Origin of the sequence: Microbacterium schleiferi, assembly GCF_038150145.1 — a bacterium.
Taxonomy (GTDB): domain Bacteria; phylum Actinomycetota; class Actinomycetes; order Actinomycetales; family Microbacteriaceae; genus Microbacterium; species Microbacterium schleiferi_B.
In genome coordinates, this window is sequence record NZ_JBBWSA010000007.1 from 118,852 (window position 1) to 138,118 (window position 19,267).

General features: G+C 67.0%; 18 protein-coding genes, 1 tRNA gene and 1 pseudogene. 8 read left to right on the plus strand and 12 right to left on the minus strand.

Annotation, left to right across the window (positions count from 1 at the left end; all coding sequences use genetic code 11):
- Positions 1–40: 40 nt before the first annotated feature.
- A complete protein-coding gene (locus tag AADH62_RS09760) occupies positions 41–2,437 on the plus strand; it encodes an acyltransferase family protein (protein WP_341579322.1) in 2,397 nt (798 codons plus the stop codon).
- 12 nt (positions 2,438–2,449) lie between these two features.
- Here AADH62_RS09760 and AADH62_RS09765 read toward each other — a convergent pair whose 3' ends face one another.
- From AADH62_RS09765 to AADH62_RS09780, 4 genes are all read right to left on the minus strand, one after another.
- The gene (locus AADH62_RS09765) at positions 2,450–3,301 is read right to left on the minus strand and encodes an alpha/beta fold hydrolase (RefSeq protein ID WP_341579323.1); all 852 of its coding nucleotides are present in this window, start codon (positions 3,299–3,301) and stop codon (positions 2,450–2,452) included.
- 40 nt (positions 3,302–3,341) lie between these two features.
- Positions 3,342–3,686 (minus strand): histone-like nucleoid-structuring protein Lsr2, encoded by a 345-nt coding sequence (locus tag AADH62_RS09770; RefSeq protein ID WP_292709046.1) that lies wholly within the window; start codon positions 3,684–3,686, stop codon positions 3,342–3,344.
- Positions 3,687–3,774: 88 nt separating this feature from the next.
- Positions 3,775–4,623: a LuxR C-terminal-related transcriptional regulator gene (locus tag AADH62_RS09775; protein WP_341579324.1), complete on the minus strand. Its 849-nt coding sequence runs from the start codon at positions 4,621–4,623 to the stop codon at positions 3,775–3,777.
- 146 nt (positions 4,624–4,769) lie between these two features.
- The gene (locus tag AADH62_RS09780) at positions 4,770–5,318 is read right to left on the minus strand and encodes a methylated-DNA--[protein]-cysteine S-methyltransferase (protein WP_331792165.1); all 549 of its coding nucleotides are present in this window, start codon (positions 5,316–5,318) and stop codon (positions 4,770–4,772) included.
- Positions 5,319–5,540: 222 nt separating this feature from the next.
- Here AADH62_RS09780 and AADH62_RS09785 point away from each other — a divergent pair, with 222 nt between their 5' ends.
- Both AADH62_RS09785 and AADH62_RS09790 read left to right on the plus strand, forming a co-directional pair.
- On the plus strand, positions 5,541–9,221 hold the full coding sequence (locus AADH62_RS09785) for an AAA family ATPase (protein WP_341579407.1): 3,681 nt from the start codon (positions 5,541–5,543) through the stop codon (positions 9,219–9,221).
- Entirely contained in the window at positions 9,208–9,402 is a 195-nt protein-coding gene (locus AADH62_RS09790) for a hypothetical protein (RefSeq protein WP_300594597.1), read from the plus strand. The genes AADH62_RS09785 and AADH62_RS09790 overlap by 14 nt, the downstream gene beginning before the upstream one ends.
- 7 nt (positions 9,403–9,409) lie before the next feature.
- Here AADH62_RS09790 and mscL read toward each other — a convergent pair whose 3' ends face one another.
- On the minus strand, positions 9,410–9,835 hold the full coding sequence (mscL, locus tag AADH62_RS09795; RefSeq protein WP_331792164.1) for a large conductance mechanosensitive channel protein MscL: 426 nt from the start codon (positions 9,833–9,835) through the stop codon (positions 9,410–9,412).
- A gap of 35 nt (positions 9,836–9,870) precedes the next feature.
- Between mscL and AADH62_RS14600 the strand changes: the two genes are divergently transcribed.
- Complete coding sequence (locus tag AADH62_RS14600; RefSeq protein ID WP_425355673.1) at positions 9,871–10,035, plus strand: hypothetical protein; 165 nt, start codon at positions 9,871–9,873, stop codon at positions 10,033–10,035.
- Between the two features lie 14 nt (positions 10,036–10,049).
- Here the strand turns inward: AADH62_RS14600 and AADH62_RS14605 are convergent.
- Both AADH62_RS14605 and AADH62_RS09805 read right to left on the minus strand, forming a co-directional pair.
- Positions 10,050–10,190 (minus strand): annotated as a pseudogene (locus AADH62_RS14605) (FmdB family zinc ribbon protein); the annotation flags it as partial.
- Between the two features lie 27 nt (positions 10,191–10,217).
- Complete coding sequence (locus AADH62_RS09805) at positions 10,218–10,811, minus strand: 5-formyltetrahydrofolate cyclo-ligase (protein WP_292709036.1); 594 nt, start codon at positions 10,809–10,811, stop codon at positions 10,218–10,220.
- A gap of 117 nt (positions 10,812–10,928) precedes the next feature.
- Here AADH62_RS09805 and galU point away from each other — a divergent pair, with 117 nt between their 5' ends.
- From galU to AADH62_RS09825, 4 genes are all read left to right on the plus strand, one after another.
- Entirely contained in the window at positions 10,929–11,816 is an 888-nt protein-coding gene (gene galU / locus AADH62_RS09810; protein ID WP_292709034.1) for a UTP--glucose-1-phosphate uridylyltransferase GalU, read from the plus strand.
- A gap of 23 nt (positions 11,817–11,839) precedes the next feature.
- Entirely contained in the window at positions 11,840–12,469 is a 630-nt protein-coding gene (locus tag AADH62_RS09815) for a GNAT family protein (RefSeq protein ID WP_331792163.1), read from the plus strand.
- An 84-nt stretch (positions 12,470–12,553) separates the two neighbouring features.
- Positions 12,554–13,504, plus strand: coding sequence for a large exoprotein (locus AADH62_RS09820; RefSeq protein ID WP_341579325.1), 951 nt, complete (start codon positions 12,554–12,556; stop codon positions 13,502–13,504).
- A 54-nt stretch (positions 13,505–13,558) separates the two neighbouring features.
- Positions 13,559–13,631: transfer RNA gene (locus AADH62_RS09825), tRNA-Ala, on the plus strand.
- A 223-nt stretch (positions 13,632–13,854) separates the two neighbouring features.
- Here the strand turns inward: AADH62_RS09825 and AADH62_RS09830 are convergent.
- The 5 genes from AADH62_RS09830 to AADH62_RS09850 form a co-directional block, all read right to left on the minus strand.
- Entirely contained in the window at positions 13,855–14,121 is a 267-nt protein-coding gene (locus AADH62_RS09830; RefSeq protein WP_341579326.1) for a hypothetical protein, read from the minus strand.
- Between the two features lie 77 nt (positions 14,122–14,198).
- Positions 14,199–15,026 carry an ABC transporter permease gene (locus AADH62_RS09835; protein ID WP_341579327.1) on the minus strand — a complete coding sequence of 276 codons (828 nt, stop codon included), beginning with the start codon at positions 15,024–15,026 and terminating at the stop codon, positions 14,199–14,201.
- A complete protein-coding gene (locus AADH62_RS09840) occupies positions 15,026–16,066 on the minus strand; it encodes an aliphatic sulfonate ABC transporter substrate-binding protein (protein ID WP_341579328.1) in 1,041 nt (346 codons plus the stop codon). The genes AADH62_RS09835 and AADH62_RS09840 overlap by 1 nt, the downstream gene beginning before the upstream one ends.
- Positions 16,067–16,105: 39 nt before the next feature.
- Entirely contained in the window at positions 16,106–16,951 is an 846-nt protein-coding gene (locus AADH62_RS09845) for an ABC transporter ATP-binding protein (RefSeq protein ID WP_341579329.1), read from the minus strand.
- 151 nt (positions 16,952–17,102) lie between these two features.
- Positions 17,103–19,136, minus strand: a complete 2,034-nt coding sequence (locus AADH62_RS09850) for an MDR family MFS transporter (RefSeq protein ID WP_425355671.1) — start codon at positions 19,134–19,136, stop codon at positions 17,103–17,105.
- Between the last annotated feature and the right edge of the window lie 131 nt (positions 19,137–19,267).

The following is a 19,267-nucleotide window of genomic DNA, read 5'->3' on the forward strand; positions in this document are numbered from 1 at the left end:
GCAGTGGAAACGCTCCCATACAATTGTCGGCGGCTTCGCCATGACTCCCGATTCCCCTCCTCAGACAGTCCCACGCCGCGACATTCAGGGCCTCCGTGCGCTTGCCGTCCTGGCGGTGCTCGGCGCGCACGCCGTCGGGTGGCCCGCTGGGGGATTCGTCGGTGTCGACATCTTCTTCGTGATCTCGGGCTTTCTCATCACCGGGATGCTGCTCTCCGAGATTCGCCGTTACGGCAGCGTCTCCGTGGGCGGCTTCTACGCGCGCCGTGCACGTCGCATCCTTCCCGCGGCGCTCGTGACCCTGGGTGCGGTCGTCGGCGCTGCGTTTGCGCTGTTCAACACCGTGCGGGCCGATCAGACCCTGTGGGATGCCATCAGCGCAGCGCTGTTCGTATCGAACTGGCGCTTCGCCGCCCAGGGCACCGACTATTTCCACGCCGCTGATGCCGTCTCACCCCTACAGAACTTCTGGTCGCTGTCGGTGGAAGAGCAGTTCTACCTCGCATGGCCGGGGCTGCTTGTCATCCTCGTGCTGCTCGTGCCCGTTGCGGCACGGCGAGGCGCTGCGGCACGAGTGGTTGTGGGAATCGCTGCGGGAGCGATTGTCGCGGCATCCTTCGCCTGGGCGCTCACGCAGACCGAGGCGCACCCCACCCTCGCCTACTTCTCGACGCTGACGCGGGCGTGGGAACTCGCGGCGGGGGCGCTGCTTGCTGCGGCGGTTCCGGTGCTTACCCGAATCCCGCGAGCTCTCGGAATCGTGATGGGATGGCTGGGGCTTGCCGGTGCGGTGACGGCAGTCCTGTTCATCGAACCCACCGCTGCCGGCTTCCCCGCGCCGTGGGCCGCGCTTCCGGTTGTCGCCACCTGCCTTGTGCTTGCCGGTGGCGTCGCGGGAGATCCACGGCAGAGGCACCTGTTTCCGCTCAGCAACTCCGTGAGCGTGTTCGTCGGTGACATGTCCTACTCGCTCTACCTGTGGCACTTTCCCGTCATCGTTTTCGCCGCCGTGCTGCTCTCTGAGTCCGATCAGAGAATCTGGATCGTGCTCGGGGCCATCGCCGTGCTGAGCCTTGCCTCGTATTTCATCGTCGAGCAGCCCTTGCGATACGCGCCGTGGCTGGGGGCTCGGATGCCGGCCCCGTCGGATCGGGCGGCATCCGAGCGGGCCGCGCTGCAGCCGGCGGCGGCGAACGGCACGCCGGCGAGCGGTGGCGTGGCCTCGACTCGGCCGGCGGGATGGACACCGGGAACCCGGTACTTCCCTGACAGTCGGCGGCCGATGCCTGCGTCGGCGCTTTCAGTTCCTCCGAACACGCCTGCTGTCTCGGGCGGCCCTGCAGCAATCCCGCCGCAGCAGCTCGTGCGTGGTCCTGCCTCGCCCGCCGACGCCGAGTCGGTGAGCGCACCCGAGGCAGCGCCCGGTCGGCTGTGGCGTGAACGATTCGGGGCACAGATCTTCCTCGCTACGGCGGGTCTGCTCGCCGTCGCGCTGGGAACTGCGACGTGGGTGTACTCGACCTCCGGTGCTGGCCCGCTTATTCAGCCGCCGGCTTTTTCTGCTCCCGCGCCGCCCCAGCCGGCGGCTGACCCGACAGCACGGCTGCAGGCCGAGCTTGCCGCAGCAGTCGCGGCGACGTCATGGCCCGAGCTTCATCCCTCCCTCGACGAGGTCATGGCGCAGTCATCCGGCGCCAACCCGGCGCACGACTGCTTCTCGCCGACCGTGACGCCTGATCCGGCGGCGTGCACGTGGGGGAGCGCTGACGCGCCGACCCACCTCTACCTCGTTGGCGACTCCACGGCGATGGCTTACGCCCCGGCACTCCGGTCGCTGGCCGACAACAGCGGCGGGACGATCTCCGCGACCACGGTGGGGCTGTACGGATGCCGTTTCACCGATGTCCTCGTGCAGAACGACGGCGACGGAATCATGGCGGCATGCTCCGAACGCAAGGACGTCGTTCGGCAGCTGATCGCGGCTGATCAGCCCTCCCTCGTTATCGTGTCGAACGCCTTCACCCTCGGACGCTCGACAGACGGAACGGATCTGTCGGCGCAGGATCTCGTCGCGGCTGCGCAGTCCGAGGCTGCCACCTACGGGATGCCGGGCCGTGTCGTTTACCTGGTGCCGCCGCCGCAGGGAGTGAATCTCGGTGCCTGCTATTCGCCGGTGTCGTCGCCGTCGGCGTGTGCGTCCGCGGTTGACGACACCTGGATCGCGATGTGGGACGCGACGGTTGCTGCAGCGGCGGCATCCGGTGACCACGTCGTCGACGCGCTGCCGTTCAGCTGCTGGGAAGGGATCTGCCCTGCGTTCGCTGGGACGCTGCCGACCAAGTACGACCAGACGCACCTGACGGTTCCGTATGCGGAGCACATCGCGCCCTACCTGGCGTGGGTGCTTCAGAGCCAGGGCCTTATCGCCGCAGGATGATCGTCTCGGAAATCATCCGAAGTGCTGATCGAGGGCCGTCATCACGGCATCCGGATAGGCGAGGCCGACGAAATGTCCGGCCTCGGGAAAGCTCACGAGCGTTGCCGAGGGCACCGCTGCCGCCATCCGGGATGCCCAGCTGGGTCGGATGAGCTGGTCTGCATCACCTTGGATCAGCGTGACCGGCACCGTGACATCGGCCAGCGCGAAGCCCCACGGCGCACCGAAGACCCGATATTCGTCGACCGCGCCGTCGATCTGCCCCACTGCCTCGAGCATGCAGGCGGTGTACCACTCGGAGCGGGCGCGAATGATCGCCGCATCGGCAGGCCCCAGCGACTTCTCTGAGAGGCGTTCGACCTGCTCGGGTCTGCGGCGCAGCATCCGCCGCATCACATGGAAGTAGCTGCGGGCTGTCGCGGGGAGGCGCCGCGACAGGGTGATGAGCCGCCGGTCCATGCGGCCCAGCTCGCGGAGAGTGTCGGCGTCGTCGAGCGGCAGCGCGCCAGCGATCACGACGACGCCCCGGATCCTGTCGGGCTGCGCCACAGCAGCCGCTAACGCGTACTGCCCGCCGGCTGACCAGCCCAGCGCGACGGCATCGGCCGCGCCGACGTCGTCGAGAACGGCGCCGACATCCTCTTGTCCCCACGACAGAATCGACCGCTGCGGGTCGCGATCGCTCATTCCGACCCCGGGACGGTCGGGTGAGACGATCCGGATGCCGCGATCGCGGGCGATGTCGTCGTAGGCTGACGAATCCCACCCGCTCACCAGGCCGCCGTGGGCGCTGATGACGGTTCGCGATGAGCTCGTGTCGCCGAATACGCGATAGCCAATCGCACGGCCGCCGACGGTGACCACGCGCGATGAGGACGCAGCGGGTTGAGGCTCCATCGCCGGTTCAGTTGGCGGCGTTATAGGCCTCGAGAACGGATGCCGGAACTCGTCCGCGCTCCGAGACGGAGTACCCGTTCTCCTTGGCCCACGCGCGCACGGCGCTGTAGTCCTGCTGGCCCGAACGCCGGCGCTTGCGTCCCGCCGCCGATGCGCTGTGCGACGCCGAGATTCGGCGTCCGGCCGAGACATACGGCGCCAGCGAATCCCGCAACGCTGCGGCATTCGCGTCGGTGAGATCGATCTCGTATGCGACGCCGTCGAGGGAGAACGTCAATGTTTCTCCTTCGCCGATCTCCAGAACGGTTCCGTCGAGATCATCGACGAGTTGATGAACGATTTTGCGTGCCATATGTCGAGTGTATTGCGAATGCATCCCTGAGTCGGGAGATAAAGTCCATCGCGGGGTGAATTCCGTTCTTTCGCGACCGGACCCCGAATTACGGCAGAATTCCCGCGCGTCGTGCCTTTGTCACAGCTGCATGGCGGGTGGAGACATCCAGTTTCGACATCGCCGACTGAAGATAGGACTTGACCGTTCCTTCTCGGAGTCCGAGGGATGCCGCCACTTCCGCATTCGTCGCGCCCAGGGCGACGCTCGCAAGGACATCGACCTCTCGAGGAGAAAGGCGCACGTCCAGAGTGGTGGCTGAACCGTCACCGCTCAATGCGGCAAGTCGGCGCTCGATGGCCTGGAGTCGACGTTTCACCGATTCATCCGAAATCGAGGCGGCAATACTCCGTATTTCGGCGTAGCTCTCTCGCAACTCTTCGCGCGCGGCACTGCCGATATCCGTGGATGCAGGTGTCGCAAAGCTCGATAGACGGCGATCGATTTCGCTTCTCACCCGCAGTTCGGTGGCGAGAGAGTCGGCAACAGAGAATGCTGCGCGCGCCACGACCTCGCCCACGGCGGATTCTGCCCACGAGCCGCAATAAAGAACTCCGCGCGCCTGACCATCGACCATCACGGGAACCGCGAACAGCGTAGAGATTCCCTCGCCGAGAACCGCACGATCATAGTCGTGAGTAATACCCCGTGCGGTGCGATAGTCGATCGCGAGCCGCGCGCGCTTTTCGACGAGCGACCGGCCGCCGAGGCCCCGTTCGGGCTGGACGACGAGTCCGGCAAGCGATCGAGTTCGCGTCCCGGCCGTCGCGGTGACCGGCAGGAGTCCGTCGGTTGTTAGCCCGCCGAAGGCGACAGGGAACTTCGTGACGCGGGGAAGACTGTCGACTGCGCGCGCGAGTAACTTCTGCTCCGTCTCGGATGAGAATCGCAGGGCCACATCGACCGCCTCGTGTCGGGACGACCGCGTCGGTCCAGGACGTCACTGTCGCCGAATTCAGTAGCGATGAGGCTACCACCGGTGTTTCGTCGGTGCGCAGTGCGGGATCCCCGGTCGAACCCGGGGATCCCGCCGGTCGCGCCGGCCTACACGGCGCGGCCGGCTTGTTCTCGCTCGAGCACGTGGGATTCGAGGTCGAGGAGGAACCGCTTTGTTTCGGGGTGGCCGCCGTACTCTCCGATCGACCCGTCGGCGCGGATGACGCGGTGAACCGGAACGACGATCGAGAACGGTGTCGTCGCGCATGCCGTGCCGACCGCCCGCGCAGCCCGCGCGTGCCCAGCCATGACAGCGACCTCGCCGTAGCCGGCAGTCTCGCCGAATGGGATTCGCGCCACAGCCTCGAGCGCATCGCGCGTGAAGCCGCGCACGAGTGCCCAGTCGAGTGGCACCTCGAACGCCGTCCGATCGCCAGCGAAGTACTCGTCGAGTTGCGCGGCAAGCTGCAGTGCGGCATCCGTGGTTCCGGGGCTCGGCTCGGCCCGAAGCGCCACCGTCAGGGCCGCGAGCTCATCCCCCGGATTGTCGTAGACGGGGTGGCACGAGATGACTGCGTCGGGCGTGCTGACGATCAGCACGTCTCCGAGGGGAGTGGGGTGCAAGAGGTATCTCGAGGAGACGGCTACGGGAGGCATGTCTCCATCCTGTCCATTGACGCTGGTTCGGATGCCGCCGGGGGTGGCGCGCGGTGGACAGTAGTGCCACATCGGCTCTGGGGGAGGAAGCCCTGACGGATTCGGCGTGTCGCGCAATACCGCAACACTCGTGGTGCGTTACCGGGACGCATCGAGACCGCAACCTAGTCTGACCGTGTGGTGCGAGCAGAAGGTGGCGTCATCCTTGGCGCCGATGGTGCGATGCGTGCGGTGTCTGTGGATCCCGCAGACCTGACCCTCGCTGACACCGACGCGACGATCGTTCACATCGCCGAGGAGGAGCGCGAGAGGTTGCGCGCCCAGGCGGCGGATCTCGGTGGTCGCTCGGCGCTCTTGCATTTCTCCGATACTCCGGATGCCGGAATCGAGATCACCAAGGCGCATCCGGGGAGCCTTCCGCAGTTCATCACGGGACGATCGACGCTGCTGTCGGGCCTGTTCCGCGACGAAGTCGCCCTCGGCACCGCTCGTCGGGCTGCGGAGCGGATCACAACGAAGAACGTCGAGCTGCGGACTGCCCGGGGGATCGATGCCGTGCGCCTGGCTGTCGGGATCGCATCGTGGCGTCTCGGGGGACTTGACTGCATAGCCCCCGTGTTGCTGCGTCCGTTGGCCATCCGCCGGCACCACACCGACTTCGAACTGAAGCTGCACGGCAGCTTCCAGGTCAATCCCGAACTCCTGCGCGCGATGCGGATGCACTTCGGCATCGAACTCGACGGTGACGCCCTGTCGGGTCTTGCCTACGATCAGGGCGTCTTCAAGCCGCAGCCGGTGATCGATCACCTGCGTGCGCTCATGGCGCAGATTCCGTCGTTCATGGTCAAGCCGCGCCTCGTCGTCTCGACGTTTGTGGACGTCGGGTCCGCGATGGTACGCGACTCGGCTCAGTTGGATCATCCGGTCCTGAATGCCCTCGCAGGTCACCCCGCCGATCGGGAGGCAGTGACGCTACGGCGCCCGATTCCGGTGATGCCCGGGCCCGACGAGCGCGTGCCGGCTGCCGACACACTGCTGCTGGATGCCGACGCCGAGCAGGAAGCTGTGCTGGCACGGGTCGCTGCTGGTCAATCCCTGGTCGTTCACACCCTGCCTGGTACCGGCGGAACCCAGACCGTCATCAACGCGGTGGGAGCGCTCGTGCGCGAAGGGCGGCGGGTCCTCGTCGTCAGCGCTCGCCGCTCGACACTCGACGGGGTTCGTCACCGACTCGCGGGCGTCGGGCTGCCGGGCCTTGCCGTCTCGCCGACCGAACTGCAGCGGGATCTCGTCCGCGCGATCGGACGCAACGAGAAGGCCGTCGCTCCCAAGGTCTCCGAGATCGACGACGCGCTCGTGCGCCTTCGCACCGTGCTGCGCGATTACCGGTCATCGCTGGCCGATCGCCACGATGCCCTCGGAACCTCCGTGCTCGACATCCTGCGGGAACTGTCGGCGCTCGCCCAGCGCGAGGAACCCCCGACGACGACCGCACGCCTGGATATCGAGACTCTCGTGCGGCTCGCAAAGGGTCGCGAGGATGCCGCCGCGAAGCTTGCCTCGGCTGCGCGTCTCGGCGAATTCCGGATTGGCCCCTCGGATTCGCCCTGGTACGGCGTGAGCTTTGCCACGACCGACCAGGCGCGCTCGGCGCACGCCCTGGCAGGCAAGCTCCACCGCATGGACCTTCCGCATCTGCTGGAGCGCGGATATGTGCTGCTCGGGCAGACGCACATGCGCCCCTTCGAGAGTGTCGGTGAGCTGGGGGAGTACCTGCGGCTGCTGCAGGGCATCCGGGACTCTCTCGACCGTTTCAGCCCGACGGTCTTCGAACGGCCCATCGGTGACCTCATTCAGGCTCACGCGCCGCGCCGGGACACATCGACCCTCAGCGGCGCCGATCGCCGCAGGCTTCGACGTCTCTCTCGCGAGTACGTGCGCCCCGGCGTGCACGTCGGCGACATGTACGAGGCGCTTCTTCGCATTCAGAAGCAGCGTCAGCAGTGGCAGCGCTATGTCGAGGCGAACGTCGTTCCCGACATCCCGCTCGGCCTTGCAGACGTCGCGGTTGCCTGGCAGCGCGTGGATGCCGAACTCAGCGAGCTGGATGCCGTCCTCGGGCGCTCGGGGTCACAGGCGCTGTCTTCGCTTCCGGTGAAGACCCTCGTGCGCACCCTCGCGGGGCTGGCAGCCGAGTCGGAGGTGTTCGAGAACCTCATGGAACGCGCGAGCCTGCGAAGCGAACTGGCATCCCTGGGCCTTGAGCCGCTGCTCCTCGATCTTTCGGTGCGGCACGTGCCCGAACAGCAGGTCGCGGGTGAGCTCGAATATGCGTGGTGGCAGTCGGCGCTCGAGCATCTGTTGCGCAGCGACCGGGCGCTTCTCGGTGCCAATACGGCAGTCGTCGACCGCCTGGAGCGAGACTTCCGGCTGGTCGACGAAGCGCATGCCGCGGCATCCGGGCAGCTTCTTGCCGCGCAGCTGGCAACGCAGTGGCGAGTCGGAATCGTCGATGAGCCCCACGAGGCGGCAGCGCTGAAGCAGGCGCTGCGCGAGGGACGAACCTCACCGCGAGCCGTCGTGTCGACAGCGCCCACACTCATGCGCTCGCTCGCGCCGGTGTGGCTGGCCTCGCCCTACGACGTGCCCGCGATCCCTGACGACCTCGTCTTCGATGTCGTCATCATCTCGGATGCCGCGTCCCTGAGCCTTGCCGAGGCTGCCCCCGCGATCCGTCGCGGCCGACAGATCGTGGCGCTCGGTGATCCCGTGACGCAGAAGCCGACGGCGTTCCGTGTCGCCGCCGGCTCGCCGACCGTCGACGACGAGCCGGAGCAGCCGTTCGACGACGCGAGCGTGTTCGAGCGCCTTGCTGAGATCCTGCCGGTCGAGACGCTCACGCGCAGCTATCGCGCGGGCGGCGAGGACCTCGCGGAGCTCGTCAACGGTGCGTTCTACGGCGGCGAGATCGTCTCCCTGCCCTGGGCCGGTTCCTACCTCGGACGCGGAAGCCTCTCGGTGGATTACGTCGAGGGGGGCATCGGAGTTCCCGACCCCGAGTCCGGCGCTGTCGAGAGCCCGGATGCCGAGGTTCAGCGCGTCGTGACTCTCGTGGTCGAGCACGCCGTCAACCGCGGGTCCGAGTCGCTCATGGTCATCACGGCCAGCGCGAAGCACGCTGCCCGCATCCGTGCTGCCGTTGACCGCGCCTTCGCGGGTCGGTCTGATGTCGCCGACTTCGTCGCCCGTGACTCCGCCGAGCCGTTCTCGGTGCTCACGCTCGAAGAGTCGGTGGCCGAGAGCCGCGACCGCGTCATCTTCTCGCTCGGGTACGGGCTCACCCGACACGGGCGCGTCCTCAGCGACTTCGGTGATCTTTCGACCTCCGACGGTGAGCGGCTGCTGACCGTGGGGATGACGCGCGCTCGCCGCTCGATGGTGATCGTGTCCTGCATCCGTCCCGGTGCCGTTGATGACGGCCGGCTGGCGCACGGGGCGGCATCCCTCATGTCGATCCTCGGCGACGTTGAGCGTCGCGCTCGAGTCTCGCGGCACGAGGATGACGGCGACCCTTTGATGCTCTCGCTCGCGAAGGAGCTGCGCCGCCTGGGGGTTGCAGTCGAGGTGAACTACCGAGGCCTGCTTCCGCTGGTCGCGCACCACCAGGGCAAGGCCGTCGTCGCTGAAAGCGATCCCGAGACCATCGGCGGATCGCTGCGCGAGTCGCTGCGGCTGCGGCCCCAGATTCTGCGGCGCCTCGGCTGGCACTACGTGCGCGTGCACTCGTTCGACCTGTACAGCGACCCCGGCGGCGTCGCACAGCGCATCGCCGGCATCCTCGGCGTAACCGTCGAATCGCCCGTTGCTGAGGGTGACACGCAGCCGATCGATGTCGTCGCCTGACGAGCGTCAGCGCGTCGAGCGCGTTCCCGGATCACGTCGCGCACGTCTGACTCCGGCCCCGGGCACGGATGTCGCCCCCGAAACCCCGGATGCCGACGCCGACGCCGACGCGCCCTCGACCTCGTCTGACACCGGCCCGAACGACGACCGCCTACGAGCCGACGTCCCTCCGCACTACTGACGCTGCGTCAGGGTTTCGGCGGCGCCGCGTCGTTCTGCTTCTGGAGCAGATCGCGGATCTGGATGAGGATCTCGGCTTCGCTCGGCATCGGCTCGGGCTCGGGCGGCAGCTGCTCGCGAGCAGCGGCGCGCTCCTTGAGCTTGTTCATCGGCATGACGAAGACGAAGTAGACGACCACGGCTACCGCGAGGAAGTTGATGACCGCGCCGATGATCGCTCCCCAGGCGAAGGTGGTGGTTCCACCCATGAGCGTCGGCACATCCCAGGTGAGTCCGTTGAGGCTTTCCGCCTGAAACACGTAGGCGATCATGGGATTGATCAGACCGGAGACGATCGCGTTGACGATGCCGGTGAAGGCAGCGCCGATGACGACGGCTACCGCGAGGTCGATGACGTTACCGCGGAGGATGAACTCCCGGAATCCCTTGATCATGGTGGTCCCTTCGTTGTGTCGAGCGTCAGCTGGAGGTGGTCGCGGTGCTCGTCGAGGCGCTCGACCCTGACGACGAACCTGAACTCGACGATGAGCTCGAGCTGTCCGACTTCGATCCCGAGTCCTTCGAGCCGGATTCCTTCGATCCCGAGCCGCCGGAGTCCTTGCCGCCACTACCCGCCCGTGAGTCGGTGCGGTAGAAGCCGGATCCGTTGAAGGTCACGCCGATCGATCCGTACTCCTTGCGAAGTGATCCGCCGCACTCCGGGCACTCGGTGAGGGAGGCATCCGTAAAGGACTGCACGGCTTCGAATCGGTGGCCGCATTGGCGGCAGGCGTAGGCATAGGTGGGCATCGGTGGTCTTTCGGTGGGTGCGAGGGTTCAGCGGTGAGGATGCAGGTCGACGATACGGGTCGGCGTGACCACGCCGGTGACCGGTTGGTCGTGGACGTCCCGCGGAACAGCGGGCACGAGTTCGTCGTCGAAAATGACGGCGTAGACGGGCGGGCAGCGCTCCATCGAGCCGATCGTCTTATCGAAATAGCCGCGACCCCAGCCGAGCCGCATGCCGGTGGTGTCCACGGCGGCGGCGGGGATGATCATGAGGTCGACGTCGTTCACAGCGATCGGGCCGAGGAGCTCGCCGGTGGGCTCGGGCATCCCGAACAGCCCCTCGACCTCGCTGCCGTCGCGCTCGGCGACCGTCCAGTCGAGGAGCCCGTCGGCGCGGGTGATAGGGAGCAGGACGCGCAAGCCGCGGTCGATGGCGGCATTCACGAACTCTCGCGTGCCCGGCTCGGTTGTCGTCGACAGGAAGCACGAGAGGGATGTTGCGCCCGAGCGCTCCACGAGGGCATCGAGCTGGGAGCGGATGCCTTCGGCGGCGGCTTCCCGGGCGGTTTCGGAGTGCGTCTGTCGACGCTCTCGAAGGTCCGCGCGCATCGCACGCTTGGCATCGGCGATCGCATCAGACATGCGTAGATTCTAGGCTGCTTGCGTGCGCAGACAGGCTCCGGCCCCCGATGTCAAGGGGTGACGGCGCGTCGCGTATCCGTCACATCGTGTTCATAGCCTCTCGGTAGAGTGAGGGTCATGTCTGATCTCCCCTTCAAGGCAGTGATTCCCGCGGCGGGTCTCGGCACTCGCTTCCTTCCTGCCACCAAAGCCATGCCCAAAGAGATGCTGCCGGTGGTTGACAAGCCGGCGATCCAGTACGTCGTGGAAGAGGCCGCGGCTGCTGGCATCCAGGATGTGCTGATCATCATCGGGCGTAACAAGAACAACATCGCCAACCACTTCGACTCGGTTCCCGAGCTCGAAGAGAAGCTGCGCGAGAAGGGCGACGGCAAGAAGCTGGCGGCCGTCGAGCACTCCTCGGACCTCGCCGAGGTGCACATGGTGCGCCAGGGTGAGCCCAAGGGCCTGGGCCACGCAGTGCTGCGTGCGAAGTCGCACGTCGGTAACCACCCGTTCGCCGTCCTCCTCGGTGATGACCTGATCGACGAGCGCGACCCCCTGCTGACCAAGATGCTCGATGAGCACCGGCGCACGGGTGCCGCGATCGTCGCGCTCATGGAGGTCGACCCCGAGCAGATCCACCTCTACGGGTGCGCCGTCGCCGAGCCCACCGATGACCCGGATGTCGTCACCGTGGGCGGCCTTGTCGAAAAGCCCGCCAAAGAAGACGCCCCCTCGAACCTTGCGATCATCGGTCGCTATGTCCTCGCGCCGACCGTGTTCGACGTTCTCGAGCACACCGAGCCGGGCAAGGGTGGCGAGATCCAGCTCACCGACGCGCTCGAAGAGCTCGCGAAGGACCCCAACGGGCCCGGCGTGCGCGGTGTAATCTTCCGCGGGCGTCGCTATGACACCGGCGATAAGGTGGACTACATCAAGGCCATCGTTCAGCTCGCCTCGGATCGTGAAGACCTTGGCGCCGAGCTGAAGCCCTGGTTGAAGGATTTCGCGGCGACCCTGTAGCGCCGCCCGGGTGGGAGGGTCACGTGGATCTGACGTCGCCCTTCCACCACGGTCCGGTATCCATTCGTCTCATCCGACCGCGCGACGCCCGCGTTCTGCAGCAGCAGCTACTCGACAATCGATCGTGGTTGCGGCGGTGGGAGGCGACCAGCCCCGATGGGCCGGTCTCGTTCGACATGAGGCTCAGCATCCGTCGCCTCTTGCAGCAGCATCGCGAGGGAGCCGGTGTGCCCTACGTGATGGAGTACGAGGGGCAGTGCGCCGGACAGCTCAACGTCTGGGGGATCGCTCGGGGTTCCCTTGCCTCTGCGACGATCGGGTACTGGATCGCCGAGGAGTTCGCCGGCCGCAACGTGACGCCGATTTCGGTCGCCCTCGCCACCGACATCTGCTTCCGAGAACTCAACCTGCATCGGGTTGAGATCTGCATCCGTCCCGAGAATCGGGCGAGTCTGCGGGTGGTTGAGAAGCTCGGCTTCCGCTATGAGGGGTATCGGCGTCGCTACATCCACATCGACGGTGACTGGCGTGACCACTACGCCTTCGCCCTGGTGCGCGAGGACGTTCCCGAGGGTGTGTTGCGCCGGTGGGTGGCGGGGCGGGTGCCGCCGGATGCCGCGACAGTTCCGCCCGAAGACCGGATGCCCGTCTGAATCGGTGCCGGTTGGCGCAAACCGAGACAGACACACGTCGCGGGCTCCCGGGATCGTGCGCCCTCGTCGCATACCGTATGGATCATGGATGGGCAGGTACTCGGAGGCGGCGTGATCGTCGCGGTTTCCGTGCTCCTGTGGCTCGTCTATCTCGTGCCTTCCTGGTACGAGCGTCGTCAGTACGATGCTGCCGAACGAAACGCCGTTCGGCTGAACCAGGCGCTGCGTGTCCTCGCTGAGACGAGCGAGACGCCCGACGAGGTTCGGCTCGAACTCAACACCCGCACGGCACAAGCGCAGCAGCGCGAAGCCAAGCGCGCACTAGCCGAACGTGAGCGGCTCGCCAAGCTTGCCGCCGCTGAGCGTGAGCAGGCAGCCGTCGAGGAGGCCCGCGCCGAACTCGTTGTCGCGAAGTCGCATCCCGCAGCCCGCCGCGCTCGCGCTCGCCGCCGTGCGCGGCTGTTGACCACAATCGTCGGGCTTGTTGCGGTCGCCTTCCTCGGATGGGGGGCGTGGCTCCTGGCTACGACCGGATCGCAGACTCTGCTGTGGTGGTCGGCGGGCATCCTTGCGGTTTGTGCCACGATGCTCGTGCAGATGGCGCGAGTTTCGTCGCGTGCAGCGGTGCGGTCCGAGGTCACCGTGGAAGCTCCCGTGCGGGCAGCCCCCGCGGTGCAGGATGTCGCCCTTCCCGTCTCACGCCAGTGGGCGCCGCGTGAGCTGCCCAAGCCCCTCACCGCGGCATCCGGATCCCGCGCCGCCGCGACACTCGACGGTGTTGCAGCGCGCGAGGCTCTTCGCCGAGCGGCGCTGGATGAGGCAATGCGCCAGCGTGCGGAAGCCGCTGCGCCGCCCACGATTGACCGCGCTCGCGCCGAGCGTGAACGCGCACGGCAGGCAGCATCCGTCGCTGCACCTGCGCGGGAGACTGCCGCTGCGGCAGGAGTGGATTTCGCGCGTATGGGGTACGTCGACGACGCCGAGATCGAAGCTCACGTGCGCGACCTGCTGAGCCGCCGCGCCGCCAGCGCTTAGGGGCTCCAGCGATTCAGTCCGCCGGGGCGTGCGTGATAGTGTTACTGGGTTCACGGGCCTGTGGCGCAGTTGGTAGCGCGCCTCGTTCGCATCGAGGAGGTCAGGGGTTCGAATCCCCTCAGGTCCACCGTGTGATGTCTCGAGACATAGGTCTCTCTTGATTCGCGTCATAGGTCGCTTTCAACTAACTGCGGGACGCGTTTCGTTGACAGGTGGGGCCGTCACAGCGCACCAAATTGTTGACGGATCTCGTCGTTTCCCAGCCGTGAGGGGGCAACCTGGGCCAACTGTTCCGCGCTTCGACGCAGCCGCCGGGCGACGGGAGACCCGAGCCAATGTGGCGCGAACGGTTACCTCGTGCGTGTGACGCGCGATGTGCGGCCCATGGCGCGGATGAAGGCCAGAAGCGCCGCGGCACTCAGCGCGAGGGCCAGCAGGCCGCCCAGCGCGAGCACAATCTCGCTGCCGGGTCGCTCAACGTAGGCGAAGGTGCCATAGGTGGCGTCCCAGACAGAGGCTTCGACGGGGTAGCTGACGGCTGCCCATCCCACGAGAAGTGCGAGCACGAAGCAGACTCCTGCCGTGACCAGCAGGGCCAGAGGTCGCGCGGTGATCACGGATGCAGCATGTCACGCCGGGCTGTCCTTCTGGTGAACACGAAGCGATATCGAGCAGCGCTGGCGGCCGCCGCGACCTATATCCACCGCCGCAGCAGGAGCTTCTGGGCGACGCTCAGGAGTGCGTTCGTCAGGGTACCGAGCAGCGCGAGTAGCACGATCGCGAGCAGGATGCGGTCGACCCGGCCCGTGGACTGCGAGTCGGTCAGCAGGAAGCCGAGGCCCATGGCTGCCGCCAGCAGCTCAGCCGCCACGAGGAACAGCCACGCCTGCGCGAGCCCGAGCCGCAGGCCCGACATGATCGAGGGCACCACGGCAGGTAGCTGCACGGTGCGGAAGAGGTCGAATCCCCGCAGGCTGAACGATCGCGCCATCTCGACCGCGTGGGGGTCGACTTGGCGCAACGCGGCGCTGACGGTCGTGAAGACGGGGAAGAAGGCGCCGATCGCGATCAGCGTCACCTTGGAGTCCTCGCCGATCCCCATCCACAGCATGAGCAGCGGGACGAGCGCGAGCGACGGGATTGCCCGCACGGCGGCAAGCGACGGGCTCAGCAGGATGTCGCCGGCACGGGTGAGCCCGACGATCGCCGCGACCGCGAGACCCACGACAGAACCGATCGCGAAGCCCAGCAAGACGCGCTGCAGCGAGATCGCGACGTGGATCCACAGGTCGCCGCTCTGGGCGAGCTGCACGGCGGCATCGAGCACCGTCGCCGGTGGAGGGAGTCGGTAGGGCGGGATGAGTCCCGAGACCGTGACGGCCTGCCAGAGCGCGAGGATCAGAAGCGGCAGGATGAGACCGCCGATGATTCTGGTCGCCCGGCGGTCCCAGAGAGTGCGTGGCGCCGAGGCGGCGGCGTCGGTCAGACGCTCACCGCCCCGGGTAGCAGTTTCCGCGCTCATCAGCCCTGCGTGGCCTTCTCAGCGAAGGTCGGGTTGATGATCGTGGCGAGAGCGTCATCGATCGCCGACTGTCCGCCCTGGACGGCATCCGAGGCGACCAAGACGGGCGCGATCTTCTTCAGCACGGCGAGCTGGGCAGGTCCCGGAATGCCGCTGACCGCGAGGTTCGAGCGTTCGGTGATCACCGTGGCGGCGACATCCGGATCGATACCCGACACCTCTGCCAGGAGTGCTGCGGTCTCATCCGGGTGCTCGAGGGCCCAGCCGCGAGCCTGCTCGTAGGCATCCACGACAACCTGGGCGAGGTCGGCGTGGTCGGTGAGGAACTGCTCGGTCGCGTTGAGGAAGCCGTAGGAGTTGAAGTCGACGTTGCGGTAAATCAGGCGTGCACCGGATTCGACCTCCGCGGCCGCCATGATCGGGTCGAGGCCCGCCCAGGCATCCACCGATCCGGCATCCAGCGCGGCACGACCGTCGGCGTGCTGCAGGTTCTGCACCTCGACATCGTCGATCGACAGGCCCTCGGTCTCGAGGGCTTGTAGCAGGAAGAAGTAGGGGTCGGTGCCAGCGGTCGCGGCGATGGAGGCCCCGGCCAGGTCTTGCACGGATTGGATGGGGCTGTCGGCGGGCACGACGATCGCCGACCACTCGGGCTGCGAGTAGATGTCGATCACCTGGATCGGCGATCCGTTAGCCCGGGCCAGCAGCGCCGCGGAGCCCGCTGTGGAACCGACATCGACCGATCCGGCGCGCAGGAACTCGTTAGCCTTGTTCGAACCGGCCGACTGCACCCACTCGACGGTCACGCTGTCGCCGAGCGCTGCTTCGATGAGCCCCTGGTCGCGGACGATGAGGCTCAGCGGGTTGTAGGTCGCGAAGTCGACGGTGAGCGTTTCGGACGACCAGGCGGTGTCGCCGGACGCGGCCGGGGCAGCCGACGCGTTTTCGCCGGCGAGGCATCCGGTGGTGCCGAGGGCGACGGCGGCGGTGGTGAGCAGGATGAGGCCGGCACGGATGCCGAGAGTGGTGCGCGAGGGCATGGGTGTCTCCATTGATGAGGGGTGCAGTGCGAGGGTGGATTAGGGGAGGGGAGCGTGGTGGGTGTCGACGCCGAGGCCGGTGAGGAGTTCTGCGCGTAGATCGGCAAACGCCGCATCGGCTCGGTCACGAGGACGCGCGCCCGGTGCTGTGAGGATGCGCGCTACCGATCCGGTGTTGTCGCCGACCGTCAGCGTACGCAGCAGCAGCACGCGATCGGCGAGGAAGAGCGCCTCCTCGACATCGTGCGTGACAAGGACCACGGTGGTCGGTTCTGCGGCGTGGACCTGCAACAGCAGATCCTGCATCCGGAGCCTCGTCAGGGCATCGAGGGCGCCGAAGGGCTCGTCGAGCAGCAGCACCTCGGGGCCGCGAGCGAGCGCGCGCGCGAGGGAGGCGCGCTGTGCCATGCCGCCCGAGACCTGTCGCGGACGCAGCTCAGCGGATGCCGTGAGCCCGACGAGGTCGAGCAGCTCGGAAACCCGCGCGCGGGCGGCTCGGCGGCCGGTGCCGCGCGGCAGTCCGAGTTCGACGTTCTCGGCGATCGTGCGCCACGGCAGCAGCCGCGGCTCCTGGAAGGCGATGGCGGTACGGGAATCGGTGTCGATGACCGGATGCCCAGAGACGGTGATCTCTCCGGCCGTCGGACGGTCGAGGCCACCGATCACCCGCAGGAGGGTCGACTTGCCGCATCCGGAGGGCCCGACGATCGTGAGGATCTCGCCACCGCGGATCTGGAGCGTGAGGGCGCGAAGCACAGCGCGACCGCCATCGGGGCCGGGAAAGGTTCGACCAAGGTTGACGAGGTCGACGGTTCCCCCGGCGCGGGAGTGCGCGTCGACGACATCGTCGAGTGCGACGGAACTGTCGAGTGCAGTCAAGGACATGCCGCCCATGGTGTCGGCCTTCGCGTCACGGGCCCAACCCAGTCGTCACGAAGCGCCGCGGGGCGTCATGGTTCGACGCACAGCGTCATCGACCGCAATCAAGCGTTACGGAGGTGGTCTGCTTTGGCTATGTCGCGGCAGTGAGAGTGGGCTAGCTGCGGGTGCCTGCGCTCGTCGGTACGGGGCCCGTTGCCGTGCTGGGCGTGACCATCGCGCCGAACTCCTCGGCCGCGGCGGTCGCGAGCATCGCCTCGTCGTCGGCGGCTTCCTGCAGTGCTGAGCGGTCGCGCAACGGCGGGGTACGGAAGAAGAGCGAGAGCACGAAGGCGATGAGAACGACGTACATCCCGACCCAGTAGACGAGCACCGTCGACTCGTTGAAGGCGATGAGCAGTGGCTCCGCGAGTGCCGGGTTGGCGCCGGTGAGGAACGAGGTGTCATCCATCGTGCTGCTATCGAGCGAGCTGTCTGCGCCGTTCGCGAGCTGCTCTTCGATCTGCGGGAGGATCTGCGCCACGAAGGCCTCGCGGTCCGCGGCATCGGAGAAGTCGAGCGTGACCGTGCCGTCGCTTGTGATCTGCGCGACCGGGATCTGCTCCTCGATCTGCGCCGTCGCCGCGGCCTGTGCCTGCGCGACGGCAGCTGCGGTGGCTGCCTCTTGCGCGGATGCCGGGATGGTCCCTGCCGCGACCTGGTCGGCGACCGCCTGAGTGGCGGCATCCGTTGCCTGCTGCAGCCCCTGCTCGATCTGCTGGGTGGTTGCATCCGTGACGGCCGAAACGATCGGGGTGTAGATCGTCTGCATGATCGCCGCGTTCTCGGGAGCGTTCGCGATCTCGGGAGTCAGCGCAGCGTTCAGGGCGCCCGACAGGTTCGTCTCGTTTTGGAACGCGGTCTGCACGTTGGCGGGCAGCACCGTGAACAGCAGCGAGAGTAGCACCGCAGTTCCAGCGGTTCCACCGATCTGACGGAAGAAGGTCGAGGCGCTCGTGGCTACACCCATGTCGCGTGCGCCCACGGAGTTCTGGCTCGCGATCGTCAGGGTCTGCATGAGCTGCCCAAGCCCGAGCCCCAGCAGCAGCATCGCGCCGGCGATCATCCAGTACGACGAGTCGTATTGCATGAACGTCAAGACGAAGTAGCCGAGCGCCATGAACGCGGTGCCCGTGATGGGGAAGATGCGGTACCTGCCGGTGCGCGCGATGAGCTGGCCGCTCACGATCGACGAGACCATGAGGCCGAGGATCATCGGCAGAAGCTGCAGGCCGCTCTCGGTCGGGGTTGAACCCAGGACAAGCTGCAAGTACAGGGGGAGCGTCAGCATCGCGCCGAACATTCCGAAGCCGACGAACACGCCGATGACGGTCGCCATCGAGAACGTGGGCGAGCCGAACAGCTTCAGCGGGATGATCGCGTCATCCTTCATCGCCCGCTCGATGAGCACGAAGGCCAGGATGCCGATGGCACCGATCACGTAGCAGGAGATGGCGATGGCCGAGTCCCAACCCCACTCTCGGCCCTGCTCGGCAACCAGCAGCAGCGGCACGAGGGCGACGATGACGGCTGCAGCACCCCACCAGTCGATGCGAACCGAGCGGGGGCCGCTATGGCGGGGAATGTGAAGGAAGCGCAACACGACTGCGAGGGCCGCGATGCCGATCGGCACGTTGATGAGGAAGACCCAGCGCCATCCGTCGATCCACAGGATCTGGTCGGCGCCGGCAAACAGGCCCCCGATGAGCGGGCCGATGACCGAGGAGATACCGAAGACCGCAAGGAAGTATCCCTGGTAGCGGGCGCGCTCGCGGGGCGCGAGGATGTCGCCCATGATCGCGAGCGGCATCGACATCAGGCCACCGGCGCCGAGGCCCTGGATCGCACGGAACACGGCAAGCTGCACCATCGACTGCGAGAAGCTGGCCAAGATCGAGCCGATGATGAAGATCCCGATCGCGATGATGAACAGCGGGCGACGGCCGAAGATGTCAGAGAGCTTGCCGTAGATCGGGGTCGAGATCGTCGCGAGGATGAGGTACGCCGTCGTGACCCAGGCTTGCAGACTCAGCCCGTTGAGGTCGTCGCCGATCGTGCGGATCGAGGTGCCGACGATCGTCTGATCCAGCGCGGACAGGAACATACCGGCCATGAGGCCGAAGATGACCACGAGGATCTCTCGGTGTGTCATCACCGGAGCGCCGGCGGCTGGGCGAACTGCAGCAGTTGACATGGTGCCTCACGAGAGAAGAAGGGCAGAGCGCCCGGGAAGATGGTTGACCAGACGCAACTATATACCCGGATCGCTGGGGTGAGGGTGTC

Coding starts and splice junctions, on each gene's coding strand:
- galU (WP_292709034.1), top strand. CDS start 10,929: ATGTCTGATCTCCCCTTCAAGGCAGTGATTCCCGCGGCGGGTCTCGGC.
- AADH62_RS09785 (WP_341579407.1), top strand. CDS start 5,541: ATGCGTGCGGTGTCTGTGGATCCCGCAGACCTGACCCTCGCTGACACC.
- AADH62_RS09790 (WP_300594597.1), top strand. CDS start 9,208: ATGTCGTCGCCTGACGAGCGTCAGCGCGTCGAGCGCGTTCCCGGATCA.
- AADH62_RS09820 (WP_341579325.1), top strand. CDS start 12,554: ATGGATGGGCAGGTACTCGGAGGCGGCGTGATCGTCGCGGTTTCCGTG.
- AADH62_RS09805 (WP_292709036.1), bottom strand. CDS start 10,811: ATGTCTGATGCGATCGCCGATGCCAAGCGTGCGATGCGCGCGGACCTT.
- AADH62_RS09840 (WP_341579328.1), bottom strand. CDS start 16,066: ATGCCCTCGCGCACCACTCTCGGCATCCGTGCCGGCCTCATCCTGCTC.
- AADH62_RS09835 (WP_341579327.1), bottom strand. CDS start 15,026: ATGAGCGCGGAAACTGCTACCCGGGGCGGTGAGCGTCTGACCGACGCC.
- mscL (WP_331792164.1), bottom strand. CDS start 9,835: ATGATCAAGGGATTCCGGGAGTTCATCCTCCGCGGTAACGTCATCGAC.
- AADH62_RS09770 (WP_292709046.1), bottom strand. CDS start 3,686: ATGGCACGCAAAATCGTTCATCAACTCGTCGATGATCTCGACGGAACC.
- AADH62_RS09760 (WP_341579322.1), top strand. CDS start 41: ATGACTCCCGATTCCCCTCCTCAGACAGTCCCACGCCGCGACATTCAG.
- AADH62_RS09845 (WP_341579329.1), bottom strand. CDS start 16,951: ATGTCCTTGACTGCACTCGACAGTTCCGTCGCACTCGACGATGTCGTC.
- AADH62_RS09780 (WP_331792165.1), bottom strand. CDS start 5,318: ATGCCTCCCGTAGCCGTCTCCTCGAGATACCTCTTGCACCCCACTCCC.
- AADH62_RS09850 (WP_425355671.1), bottom strand. CDS start 19,136: ATGACACACCGAGAGATCCTCGTGGTCATCTTCGGCCTCATGGCCGGT.